This window comes from Hymenobacter radiodurans (assembly GCF_004355185.1).
Lineage (GTDB): Bacteria > Bacteroidota > Bacteroidia > Cytophagales > Hymenobacteraceae > Hymenobacter > Hymenobacter radiodurans.
In genome coordinates this window covers 3,681,020-3,693,996 of record NZ_CP037922.1, presented here as the reverse complement: position 1 = coordinate 3,693,996, position 12,977 = coordinate 3,681,020, and the positions used below count along the sequence as shown (strand labels likewise).

Annotated in this window: 9 protein-coding genes and 1 pseudogene; 8 read left to right on the top strand and 2 right to left on the bottom strand. The window is 47.3% G+C overall.

Annotated elements, in window-relative coordinates:
- Positions 1 to 17 precede the first annotated feature (17 nt).
- The 6 genes from EPD59_RS16850 to EPD59_RS16825 all read left to right on the top strand — a co-directional run bounded on the left by EPD59_RS16850 (position 18) and on the right by EPD59_RS16825 (position 6,675).
- Positions 18 to 1,232 carry a lipopolysaccharide biosynthesis protein gene (locus tag EPD59_RS16850; RefSeq protein ID WP_133273802.1) on the top strand — a complete coding sequence of 405 codons (1,215 nt, stop codon included), beginning with the start codon at positions 18 to 20 and terminating at the stop codon, positions 1,230 to 1,232.
- Positions 1,233 to 1,509: 277 nt separating this feature from the next.
- Complete coding sequence (locus tag EPD59_RS16845; RefSeq protein ID WP_133273801.1) at positions 1,510 to 2,427, top strand: glycosyltransferase family 2 protein; 918 nt, start codon at positions 1,510 to 1,512, stop codon at positions 2,425 to 2,427.
- Positions 2,428 to 2,456: 29 nt separating this feature from the next.
- Positions 2,457 to 3,434, top strand: coding sequence for a glycosyltransferase family protein (locus tag EPD59_RS16840; RefSeq protein WP_133273800.1), 978 nt, complete (start codon positions 2,457 to 2,459; stop codon positions 3,432 to 3,434).
- A gap of 341 nt (positions 3,435 to 3,775) precedes the next feature.
- Positions 3,776 to 4,849, top strand: a complete 1,074-nt coding sequence (locus tag EPD59_RS16835; RefSeq protein ID WP_133273799.1) for a glycosyltransferase family 4 protein — start codon at positions 3,776 to 3,778, stop codon at positions 4,847 to 4,849.
- Between the two features lie 27 nt (positions 4,850 to 4,876).
- Positions 4,877 to 5,893 carry a polysaccharide deacetylase family protein gene (locus EPD59_RS16830; protein WP_133273798.1) on the top strand — a complete coding sequence of 339 codons (1,017 nt, stop codon included), beginning with the start codon at positions 4,877 to 4,879 and terminating at the stop codon, positions 5,891 to 5,893.
- Positions 5,890 to 6,675, top strand: coding sequence for a formyl transferase (locus EPD59_RS16825; protein ID WP_133273797.1), 786 nt, complete (start codon positions 5,890 to 5,892; stop codon positions 6,673 to 6,675). The genes EPD59_RS16830 and EPD59_RS16825 overlap by 4 nt, the downstream gene beginning before the upstream one ends.
- A 79-nt stretch (positions 6,676 to 6,754) precedes the next feature.
- Here the strand turns inward: EPD59_RS16825 and EPD59_RS16820 are convergent, their stop codons facing one another.
- Entirely contained in the window at positions 6,755 to 8,122 is a 1,368-nt protein-coding gene (locus tag EPD59_RS16820; RefSeq protein ID WP_133273796.1) for a hypothetical protein, read from the bottom strand.
- Between the two features lie 21 nt (positions 8,123 to 8,143).
- Positions 8,144 to 9,388: a tetratricopeptide repeat protein gene (locus EPD59_RS16815; RefSeq protein WP_240731461.1), complete on the bottom strand. Its 1,245-nt coding sequence runs from the start codon at positions 9,386 to 9,388 to the stop codon at positions 8,144 to 8,146.
- Between the two features lie 388 nt (positions 9,389 to 9,776).
- Between EPD59_RS16815 and EPD59_RS16810 the strand changes: the two genes are divergently transcribed.
- Positions 9,777 to 10,412, top strand: a complete 636-nt coding sequence (locus EPD59_RS16810) for a M20/M25/M40 family metallo-hydrolase (RefSeq protein WP_317128391.1) — start codon at positions 9,777 to 9,779, stop codon at positions 10,410 to 10,412.
- 253 nt (positions 10,413 to 10,665) lie between these two features.
- Positions 10,666 to 12,920, top strand: a pseudogene (locus tag EPD59_RS16805) (sodium-translocating pyrophosphatase).
- Positions 12,921 to 12,977: the final 57 nt, after the last annotated feature.

Genomic DNA, 12,977 nt, shown 5'->3' with positions numbered 1-12,977 from the left:
ACCTGTTCTTTAAATAATTGAAACATCATATCCAGCAATTTGTAAAAAATAATATACATGCTTTTTTGCAGAAAGGATCATTTGCACAGAATTTTGCAGTAACATTATCAGGATCAGCAGCAGTAACTTTAATTGGTTTTCTTTTAACGCCAATTATGTCACGCTTGTACCCTCCGTCTGCCTATGGCCAATTCGCAGTTTTTAGTTCGTTGGCAAGCAACTTAAGTATGGTGGCTACACTGACGTATACTGCTGCTTTTTTGCAACCTAAAACAAAAGAGAAATTTATTAACTTAGTTCAGCTTACTGTATTTTTAGCTTTTTTTACATGTTTTTTACTAGCAATTGGATTAATTATAGGCGGTTCATATATCATACATTATTTAAATATAGAAGGTATAGGAAATTGGTTTTATACTTTGCCTGTTATTTTGTTGTTATTCAATCTTAATAATATTATGAGTGGTTGGTACCTACGTGAAAAGCAATTTATTAAACGTACTACCGTTGATGTGACCACAGTCTTGGCCGGCCGTGGATTTACAATTTTATATGGTTTAATAGTTGGCGGTAATGTGGTTGGATTACTGTTAGGTGAATTCTTTAATCGCATAACCAGCACAATTAGTTTATTAAGTGGTACAATTCGATTTTCATTTGGATTATTATGGCAAAATTTTTCTTGGAAAAATATCCGTTCTGTTGCGGTAGAATATCGTGAATTTCCATTTTATTTTCTCCCAGCAAGCTTTATTAATGTACTTTCTACACAACTGCCTATTTTTGCATTAACTGCAGGATTTGGGCCTTCACCAGTTGGGCTTTATTCCTTCTCAGTAGCCTTATTAGAAATACCCATTAATTTAATTGGAAACGCTGTTTTACCTGTATTTTGGCAGAAAGCAACGGAGGTGAATTCCAAAGAACCCGAACGCCTCCCAATTCTTACACTAGACTTATACAATAAATTATTGTATTTAGGTTTAATTCCATTTGGACTGATAACAGTATATGGTGATATACTGTTTAAGTTGGTATTTGGAGCACGCTGGGAGATGGCTGGTGTATACACTGGGTACTTAGGTTATTACTATGTATTCAAACTAATGTCGCAGGCTACAGCACCAATTTATACCGTAATGAATAAGCAACGGTATATCTTATTTAGTAATATATTTTTACTTGTAATGAGGGGGGGGGACTGGCTATTGGCTTACTCAATCATGATTTAAATTTAGCCTTATTGCTTTTTGGCCTAGGCAGCTTATTAGCAACTTTCCTAATAGATCTACAAGTGCTGTCATTACTTAAACTACCCGTTTGGAAGATTGCGTTACGTACTGTTTTAATAGTTGGTGTTACTTTGGTTGTACTAAAAAGTATACGCATTGGTGCAGAACTTCTGCTTGGTTAATGATAGCTACGTCAAGTCGCAAAATGTATGTCTCCGCTTAAAAAGTACGATGCTCAACCAATCTTATTCTTCTTGTTGTATGTCAACTCCCTTTAATGGACAGTAATACATCAAATAATCCTTTCTTCAGCGTTATTATTCCTACTTACAACAGGGCTGATTTTATAACCACGACCATAGAGTCGGTACAGAAACAGGAGTTTGCTGCTTGGGAAGTATTAGTTATTGATGATGGAAGTACTGATGATACTAGTCAAAGAGTGGCTGCTCTATCAGATACCCGTATTCAGTATCTACCTAAGCTAAATGCGGAAAGGGGAGCCGCTCGCAACTATGGATTGGCCCGCGCTAAAGGAGAATATGTATTGTTTTTGGACTCGGACGATCGATTGCTTCCAAATCATCTTGCGGTTCTGCACTCTACAATTCAACATATTGGAGTACCAAACTTCATTGCTACAAAATACAACTTTGATCGAGATGGCATTTTAGCTAGTAGCGATTTAGCTCCTGTTGCTGAAGGATGGTACGGCCTAGATTTCTTTGTTCGGGGCAATGCGTTAGCTTGTAATATTTGCGTCCGTCGTCAGAACCCTGATTTACGACTCTTCGAAGAAGATAGACGCTACGCGGCTGTGGAGGACTGGATGTTTATGCTGGAGAATATGCAGCGGGATCGGGTTTACATCGTGGATGCGGTGACGCTAACGATGAACGACCATGATGCCCGTTCGATGCGCTCCGACAATTCCGCCTTAGTCAGGAAGTTGCAGTTAGCATTAGATTGGATGCTGGAGCGTGTGACACTGACGCCGGAGCAACGGCGGACGCTGATGGGACGAGTGTATTATCTTTGTGCCATCCATGCTTATGCCGATGATCATCGGAAAGAAGCAATGGGTTATGCACGCCGTGCTGCGCCTAATCTGCCGAGAGGTCAGGCAGTGACTCTTTTGATTCGTTGTTTGATTGGGTTACGCGCAGTGGAATGGTTAAAAAAGATTCGCACCTGACGCTCACACTTCGTCATTTTCCTTTTTGAATGCGCATTCTGTTTTTGAGTTATTGGGGACTAGACGATCCGCTTACTGTTTCTACAGTTTTTCCGCATTTACAACTGCTTATACAGCGTCCTGATATAGAGTCTGTCTTGCTCGTAACTATTGAGCGAGACGGGAAGGTACCTGTATTTAATCCGCCTTTTGCGACAGACAAAATAGAATACGCGCCTCTAATCTCGGAGCCGGGGCGAAATGTGCTGGTTACTAAAACAGACGATTTTCTGCGCTTTCCTCAGAAACTAGTAGGGCTGGCCACTCAGCATAGAAGCGACTTCTTATTGGCCCGGGGCGCACCAGCTGGTGCGCTGGCGTATCTGGTGTGGAAACAGAATAAGCTTCCGTTCTATGTCGAGTCATTTGAGCCCCATGCTGACTACATGCTGGAGTCGGGAGTGTGGAAATCCTATGATCCGCGCTATTTATTTCAGCGTTATTGGGAGAAAAAGCAAAAACAGTTGGCTCTTGGCTTGTTGCCTGTGGCCGAGAATTACCGACAGCAGCTTATCCGTGAGGGAGTTTCTGGCGAACGTATCGTTACGGTACCTTGCTCGGTAGATGTTGCGACGTTCAAATACGATGAAGCAAGGCGAAAGCATGTACGTGAGCAGCTAGGCTTCGCAGCTACTGCTCCTGTCGGGATTTACGTGGGTAAGTTTGGCGATATTTATTATGACGCTGAAGCTTTTGATTTATTCAAAGCTGCTGCTGACCATTTTGGACCTGATTTTCGCTTGATTATTCTTACACCGAATATACAAAGTGAGGTGCGGGCCAAATTAGCTAAAGTTGGATTCACGGAGGCACAGGTGTTTGTAACAAAAGCCCCCACGCTGATGTGCCAGGGTATTTGTCGGCTGCCGACTTTGCTTTTGCTCCCATTAAGCCTGCGCCTTGCCGGCTTTTCTGCTCGCCTATTAAAGTGGGTGAGTATTGGGCAGCCGGATTGCCGGTGTTATTAACGGAAGGAGTTGGCGACGATAGCGCTATCATTCGGCAGGAGGGAGGAGGAGCGGTCTTCGATCTCGACCAACCCGCAAGCGTTCCGGCAGCGATAAAGCAGATTGCAGTTCTTTTACAGAGCCCTGACTACCGACAACACACCGTGAAACTGGCAGAGCGTCACCGCTCACTAAACCTTGCTAAGCAGGCTTACGCTAAGTTTTTTGCCCCCCAAGCTGCTTAGCCGTTACCAGTTCCGTTTCCTCTTTAGCGTTGAGCTTCTCATTTGGTAAACACTGGGTTGGCTAACGAATAATCTGCAAAGTGTACTAAGGGCGGTAATAGCGTCTTAATTTTTGATATGCGTATTCTGTTTGTTATCCCTTATCCGCACGGGCAGGCGCCCTCCCAACGGTTTCGCTTTGAGCAATATCTGGAATTCTTAAAGGAAGCAGGCCACTACTATACCTTGGCTCCCTTTATCTCGGCAAGCGCTTGGGCCATCTTATATAAGCCTGGGCATCAGCTAGAAAAGGTGATGGGCGTTCTGGGGGGCTTTTTACGCCGCTTGGGTTTGTTGTTTTCAGTCTCTAGCTACGATTTCGTTTTTATACATAGGGAAGCAACACCCATCGGACCACCGGTCTTTGAATGGATCGTGGCGAATGTGTTAGGAAAGCGGATTATCTATGATTTTGATGATGCAATCTGGATGAAGGACCCGGCGGGAGAGCGCACGCTTATTAGCCAGTTAAAATGGCAGCAAAAAGTCGGGAGCATCTGCCGTTGGGCGTATAAAATCAGCTGTGGCAACGCTTATCTACGCGATTATGCCAGTCAGTTTAACCCTAGAGCTATTATTAACCCAACTACACTCGATACTGAGCATTTGCATAACCAAGTGCGAGACCAGAATGCAGCCTCAACGCCAGTCATTGGCTGGACGGGTACCCATACTACCCTGCGCCATTTGGATATAGTGTGGCCTGTATTGGAACGACTTGAAAGGGAAGGCCACAACTTCGTGTTTCATGTCATATCTAATCAGCCGCCCGAGTATACTAACCTACGAGCGCTACACTACACCCCGTGGCGCAAAGCCACCGAAATTCAGGACTTGCTTCAGTTTCATGTGGGACTGATGCCGCTAGTGGATGATCCGTGGGCGAGAGGTAAATGTGCTTTTAAGGCATTACAATACATGGCATTAGGAGTGCCCGCATTAGTGTCGCCGGTGGGCATGAATACCGAGGTAGTACAGGATGGCATCAATGGATTTATCTGTTCCACCGATGAACAATGGTACACTGCGTTGCGCAGCTTGCTAGTAGACGGTGAATTGCGGGCACGGCAGGGAAAAGCGGCTCGCCAAACTATTGTTGAGCGTTATTCAGTGGTTTCAAATAAGAACAACTTCCTGGCTCTATTCCAGTAGAAGCTGCTAAGTAAGGAGGAGTAGATCATGGAAAAACAGTCAAAAGAGCCGGGAAGATTCGTCATTTCGCTCGATTTTGAAATCAACTGGGGCGTGCGCGACCAGCAGACCTTGGCGCAGTATGGAGCCAACCTGCGGGGCGTTCGGCAAGTGGTACCCGCTCTGCTGTCTCTCTTCGAAGAATATAGCTTGCGAGTGACTTGGGCTACAGTTGGCCTACTGTTTTTTGAGAATAAAAAAACGCTCCTGGAAAACCTACCCACGGTTCGGCCCCAATATGCTGATTCTAATTTGTCACCTTATCTGGCTCTTGATGAAGTAGGTGACGATGAGACGACGGATCCATATCATTTTGGTAGCTCCTTAATAGCCCAGATTCGCCAGACGCCCGGCCAGGAGATGGCCACGCATACCTTCTGTCATTATTACTGCCTGGAACGAGGCCAAACAGCCGAGGAATTTCGAGCCGACCTAGAAGCAGCCATTCAGGTAGCGCGCGCTCAAGGAATGGAGATGCGTAGTCTGGTATTTCCACGCAACCAAGCCAATCCGGCTTACCTGCCTATTTGTGCTGAACTAGGAATCACAAGTTATCGTGGTAACGAAGCTTCTTGGATTTACAAAGAGCGCACAGAAGAGGAGCAAAGCTATTATAAGCGCGGTGCTCGACTGTTGGATGCCTATCTTAATGTATCAGGTCACAACTGTTATGCGCTAGCGGATATCGCTAAAAGCTATCCTTATAATATTCCAGCCAGCCGCTTTCTGCGTCCTTGGTCGGCGCGCCTAGAGGCCTTGGAGCAGTTGCGGCTAAATCGCATCTTAAATGATATGACCCATGCCGCACAGCAGGGGCTTGTGTTTCACTTGTGGTGGCACCCGCATAATTTCGGGGTGAATCTTTCGCAAAATATGGCTGTACTACGCCGAATTGCTGATCACTATCAGGCACTGCATACTGCATACGGTTTTGAAAGCCAGACAATGGCCGATGTAGCAGAGTTGTTGCAAGCTCGGGTTTCACATCCTACTATCGTCGCATGAGTGCTATAGCCACAGGCAAAAAAATCGTATTGCTGGCTGGCCCAGGTGAGTCAACAGATATTCTCTTCCACGCCCTTGATGGGGAGTTTGGCGTGCACCGTGTCATTATTGAGACTCCCATCAGTCAGCAGCAGTTGCTAAAGCGGCGAACCCAAAAGCTCGGGTATGCCACAGTAGCAGGTCAGATACTTTTTAAGTTGCTGGTAGCTGCACCCCTAAGCAGGGCTTCTCAGCTACGCTTAAAAAACATTCGCCTGCAGGCAAAGCTTGATAACCGGCCAGTTCCTAATGACCGTGTGCTGCACGTTCCCTCTGTAAATTCCGCGGAGTGCATAGCCGCTCTCCAAGAATTACAACCAGATGTAATCGTGGTGAATGGTACGCGTATTATCAGTAAAAAAGTGCTCACCAGCGTTCCTTGTCCATTTGTAAATACACATGCTGGTATCACGCCGCTTTATAGGGGCGTGCATGGGGGGTATTGGGCACTGACTCAGAATGACCGCGCCCATTGCGGCGTATCCGTCCACTTAGTTGATCCAGGAATTGACACTGGAGCTATTATCGCCCAAGCGTTAATCGAGCCTACACCGGAGGATAATTTTATAACCTATCCTTTATTGCAGTTGGCCGCTGGACTTCCCTTGCTTAAGCAAGCTGTGCGCGACGCACTTCATGGCAATATTCAATTAAAAAAGCCCCCCACTGGCGAATCGCGGCTATGGTCGCACCCGACGCTAGGGGAATACTTGCGCTACCGTCGTTTGAATGGTACTAAATAGCTAACGAGATCGGCTAAAGATATAATAAAGCCTTTCAGGAATATTCTGGACATAGTAATCTTACACAGAGAAGCTACAGCTAGGATATAGTGGCTAACCGACGTGTGGCTGGCTGAATCCTACGACGCGTTTTGGCCTTGCTAGGTTGCTGACTCAAGCTTTGCATAATATACAAGGCAGCCAGATAAAAAGGTATAAGCGGAATTTTGTAGCGAACGAGCGTGCCAAAATTATAGGAGATAATACCTACAGACGCTCCAAAAATTAATGAGAATACAATACACAAGCTCAGTACCGGAGTACGAACGATATAATTAAGAAAGCGTCGGGGCCCAATCTTAAATAGCATTCGGAAGGTAAAGACTATAAAGAATGTAGCCTCTAGCGCCGAGAGTAACATCACCGGATTGCGGGCCTCCCACAAGAAAGGCCGAAATAGCGAAACAACTATCGCCTGAGGCACCAGCTTCACCATTCCGCCTATAGTGCCGTCCTGTTCGCCTAGCGTGTAAGCCGAGCCCTCTTGCTTAATGGATACTTCATACAGGTAGTCAGAGGTTATTTTACTGCGTTCCCCAATTTTATCTAAATCATATTTCTCGTCCCCTTTTGTGAGGTTCGTCATTGCATATACTGCGATGACTGCACCCATACTTAGAAGAATAGGTTTTGCCAGTATTCTGATCAATTGATTACGAATGCGCTGACTATTCTCATTGAACACCCACAGTACGGCGGGGGGCAAAAAGGATAAAAGAATATAAACTTTGGTGATAGATAAAAAATACGCAGCTAAGCCCCCCAATATTAAATTGCGAACAAGCTTCTTTTTCTCGATAGCACCCTCATAAAAGGTGTAAAAAATCCAACCCAACGCACCTATACACAGAGAGTCCTTCATTAATCCGGATCCCCAGAAAAAAACAGAAGGAATAAAAAATACAACGATTGCTAATTGCTTGTATACCTGCGGTCTGATCTTCATAAAGGTCAGGAACATTGCCCACATCCCGCTAAAGCTTATAATAGCAAAGATTAACGCGACCACTGTATATGTATTAAAGCATAACATACCTATCACCGTAGCTATACGGACGATAACCATCTCACTTGAACCTGGCTCAAACCAGTACATGCGTGACGTATAGTTGGCGATATCGGAGGATTTAACACCATCAGAAGTTAATAGCTTGATACCAGTTGCCCACGATTTATCAAATGCTTCATGCATAATCGTGGAGTGATAAAAATAATTATAGGTATCACCCCCGTCATAATAAAATTGATAAATAAGGCCTAATGCAATTGCGCCAAGAAATTTGAGCGATAGAGCCGGAATAAAATATTTTTTTGTTAAAACATTAGTGAAGCGTGGGCGCAACGCAAATGCGAAGGCATAGAAAATGCCTAAATAAAGCGGTGTTAGAAAAAGATCTTTTAGCTCCATTTTTCGGTCCTAGCCAGGAGGCTAAATTTTGTTTTTCTTGAGATACGCTTTCGCTTCACGATACTGCTCCGATTTATGGTCGGCTTTGTCTCGCACGACTTCGTAATAACGACGCGCAGCGGCTACATCAGGAGTTTTGGCAGCTATGCGAGCCAAGTTGAAGTTGGCATAAACGTAAAAGCCACCACTGGTCTCGTCCGTGCTTTCCGCGAATACGATACAGCGCTGGTAGTAGTCTTGAGCCTTCTCGAGGTCCTTATACTTGTTCTGCATCAGCCAGCCTAGAAAATAAGTGGCGTAACGACCACTAATGCCTTCATAGCCAGGCATGCCACGGTTAAGTTTGTCCAGTATGTCACGACTTATTCGTTCACACTCCCGAAAATCACCCTCGTTGAAGCATAATAAGGAATAGAAGCGTTGGAAATATCCATTGTCGGGATAGTTGCTGGCTAAAAAGCGAGCAACGGGCATGGATGCCGCTGGTTTATTCTCCTCATTATTGAGGATGCGCATCAAGAAAAACTTTGCTTCAATACCGGTATAAAAGCCGTTGTCAGCTACATTTTTGAGCTGCTGTAAACCTAGCTCTCTGTTTCCTTTGGGAAAAAATAAAAGCACGGGTCGCAAAAGCGGATATTCTTCCGAAATCCAGACAGCGTAGTAGTTAAATAGTGCTTGTCCAAATAGAAACTCTGGGCTTAGACCGTTTGCTTCCTTGCTTTTCTCTAGGTACTCAAGAGCGCGTCGGCTGCTTACCGTGGCTTTGCGCCAGTTGGCCCGCTCCGCATTCAGGCGAGCATCGAAGCCATAAGCAGCGGAGAGAAAAAAACAGGCTTCATAGTTTTTCTTATCGGCTTTGTAGAGCTTCTCGCCGTAGGTAATAGCCGTGTCCATGTAAGCGAAAAACAGCTTGTCGTACTGCTTTGTCTGAACGTTGGTGGGCACAATTTTCCACCAAGTGCTTAGGCCAAGCAGAAAATACGGCATTGGATGTTCAGGATAGCGCCGGCGCAACGACCGAAACTGTTTCTCCGCCTTATCATACTTGAAGTTGTACAAGTTCTGTACGGCGCCATCTAGCTCAGTCTGGATGTCTTTGTCCAGCAGCAGCCAGCCTTTCGTATTAGCTGTCGGCAGAACATCTACATTTTCTACTTCGATCGTGCGGATGGGGGGCGGAGTGCGAGTGCTATCCTTTGTTTGGGCCTGGACACCGGTCGCCAGAAAAAGTAGTAACAGAATAAATCGAAGTTGTCGGATCATGGGATATACTACTGCAATCGTCGGCTAAGCTAAGTTCGGAGGCTGTACGGCTGACAAGAGGGCTAAAGTATGGCTTTTATCCTAGTTTTGGACAAACAACCTACTGCATATGCATTTGCTTAAAACCTTGTGTGAGATTTCAGCACCAGCAGGCAACGAAGCTCCTCTGACAGAATTCTTATTACACTACATTAACGAAAATCAGGCTAGTTGGCGTGTGCAACCAACAGTAATACAAGGGGAAGAGTGGCAGGATTGCATTGTACTAGTATTTGGAAAACCTCGGACAGCGGTATTTGCTCATCTTGACAGTATTGGATTTACAGTTCGGTACGGACGTCAGCTAGTACGGATTGGTGGACCACAAGCTGAAACCGGGTATCGTCTGGTGGGCCACGATGCGCAAGGCGACATTGCCTGCACACTTGCCGTAAACGACGAAACGGGTGAACTAAGCTATGAGTTCACTCGCGACATTGAGCGAGGCACCGAACTAACCTTTGCCTGCGACTTCCGCGAAACGGCCGATACTGTGCAGTCATGTTACCTCGATAATCGGTTGGGCGTGTGGAATGCTCTGCGCCTGGCCGAAACGCTGGAGCATGGTATTCTGGTGTTTAGCTGTTGGGAAGAGCATGGCGGCGGCTCTGTAGCTTATCTGGCCAAGCACATCTATGAGAAGTATGGGGTGCGGCAGGCGTTGATTTCGGACATCACCTGGGTAACGGAGGGCGTACATGCTGGTCAGGGGGTTGCTATTTCTCTTCGTGACTCACTGATTCCGCGCCGCTCATACGTGGAGCGCATTCGCCGAATTGCAAAAGTTGCAGGCATTCCCCACCAGTTGGAAGTGGAGGGCAGCGGCGGCTCTGATGCTAAGGAATTACAGCACAGCGCTCAGCCTTGGGATTGGTGCTTTATAGGAGCACCCGAAGACAATGTGCACTCACCCGACGAAATAGTAGACAAGCGTGATATTGCTAGTATGCTGGCGCTGTACCAAGTGCTCATGCGGGAACTGTAGCACTTAAGCTAATCACTGGTAATCAAAAAGCCCCCCAGACTAGTTTGGGGGGCTTTTTTACGTGGTGGCGTTTGTGTGAGTCAATAAAACAGGTAACAACGGAGAGTTGATTGTAAAATATAAGGAAGTGTTGCGGCTCACTTTTGCGGGCTGAGAACTTGAGGATTAGGTAATAAACTCTATTTTACCAACCCAAAACCTTCGTTCGTTCCTCAATCTTAAACCTAAACGCTTACTTCTCACCTCCGCTTCTATGATGGAAATTCTTTACGTAGCTCCCGCGCTAGGCGTGTTGGCCCTGTTATACACGTGGTTGCGCTCGGGCTGGGTGGCCCGGCAGGATGCCGGCGACGAACGCATGCGCACGATTGCTGGCTATATCGCCGATGGCGCTATTGCGTTTCTGAAAGCTGAATACAAAGTGCTGGCTTTGTTCGCGCTCATTGCCTGCGCCTTTCTGGGCTACTTGGGCACCACAGGCGAAAAGTCGAGCCCTGTTATTGTGATTGCCTTCCTGATTGGCGCTGTATTTTCGGCGCTGGCGGGCTTTATTGGGATGAAGATTGCCACCAAAGCCAACGTTCGTACGGCGCAGGCAGCTCGCACTAGTCTAGCCAAAGCGTTGAACGTGTCTTTTTCGGGAGGTTCGGTAATGGGCATGGGTGTAGCTGGCTTGGCCGTGTTGGGGCTGGGCTCACTGTTTATTGTTTTCTACAATATGTTCGTGCTGAGCAAAGGTGCCGGTGCCAACGGTATCGAGATGGAAACGGCGCTGGAAGTACTCACCGGCTTTTCATTGGGAGCAGAGAGCATCGCGCTGTTTGCTCGTGTAGGTGGTGGTATTTATACCAAAGCTGCCGACGTAGGAGCCGATTTGGTGGGCAAAGTTGAGGCCGGCATTCCGGAAGATGACCCCCGCAACCCCGCTACCATTGCCGATAACGTAGGCGATAACGTGGGCGATGTAGCTGGTATGGGCGCCGACTTATTTGGTTCTTATGTGGCTACCATTTTGGCTACCATGGTGCTGGGCCGCGAGGTCGCCGCTACCAATGACCAGTTCAATGGCCTGTCGCCCATCCTGCTACCAATGGTGATTGCCGGTATTGGCATCATCTCGTCGCTGTTGGGTATACTGACGGTACGAGTGAAAGAAGGCGGCAACGTGCAGGGTGCGCTAAACTTCGGCAACTATGTTTCAGTGGTGCTTACGGCGGTTTCGTCGTACTTTCTGGTGCGTTGGATGCTGCCGGCTGGCGAGTTGGTTATCAACCGTCCAGGGTCAATTCCTTTTAGCGCTATGGACGTGTTCTATGCTATCCTAGTAGGCTTGGTGGTAGGTACGCTGATGAGTATCATCACGGAATACTATACCGCTATGGGTAAGCGGCCCGTGATGAGCATTGTGCAGCAAAGCAGCACTGGCCACGCTACTACGGTAATTGGTGGCTTGGCAGTAGGCATGGAGTCAACAGTGCTACCTATTCTAGTATTGGCGGCCGGTATTGTCCTCAGCTTCGAGTTTGCCGGTCTATATGGCGTAGCTATAGCAGCAGCGGGCATGATGGCAACTACGGCCATGCAGTTGGCTATTGACGCCTTTGGACCTATTGCGGATAACGCAGGTGGTATTGCCGAAATGAGTGAGCTGCCTAAGGAAGTGCGGGAGCGTACCGACATTCTGGATGCGGTGGGCAACACTACGGCAGCTACGGGTAAAGGCTTTGCCATTGCTTCGGCGGCGCTTACGTCGCTGGCGTTGTTTGCTGCCTTCATGGGCACGGCAAACATCACAAGTATCGACATTAGTAATGCCCGCGTGCTGGCTGGCCTATTCGTTGGCGCGATGATTCCATTTATCTTCTCAGCGCTGGCAATTTCGGCGGTAGGTCGGGCAGCCATGGCCATGGTGCAGGAAGTGCGTCGTCAGTTCCGCGAGATTCCGGGCATTATGGAAGGTACTGGTCGGCCCGAGTACGAGAAGTGCGTGGCCATTTCTACTCAAGCTGCTATTCGTGAGATGATGCTGCCAGGCGCTATTGCGCTTATCGTCCCCATCATTGTTGGCTTTGCCTTCGGCCCACAGGTGCTGGGGGCTTATTGGCCGGCGTAACAGTATCGGGGGTGCTGATGGCTATGTTTCAGAGCAACGCCGGTGGTGCCTGGGACAACGCCAAGAAGTCGTTTGAGAAAGGCGTAATGGTAAATGGCAAAATGGAATTTAAAGGCTCCGATGCCCACAAGGCTTCCGTAACCGGCGATACCGTAGGCGACCCTTTCAAGGACACCTCGGGCCCTTCCATGAACATTCTGATTAAGCTAATGAGCATCGTGTCGCTGGTAATTGCCCCCCACATTGCCGTTACCGATGATACGGTGCCCGAAGGTGTGGCGCCGGTAGGAGTGAAGTCGTTGGAGCGGGTGATGGAGCCCAAAGCTGCATATGCCGACGCGCCCGTTGCTGCTACCAAAACGACTTACGTACTTCCACAGCGCACTCAGAAATAGATTAAGCTCAGTAGGTAGCTTATTGAAAACCAAGTAGTAGATGAGTTGACATTCGCT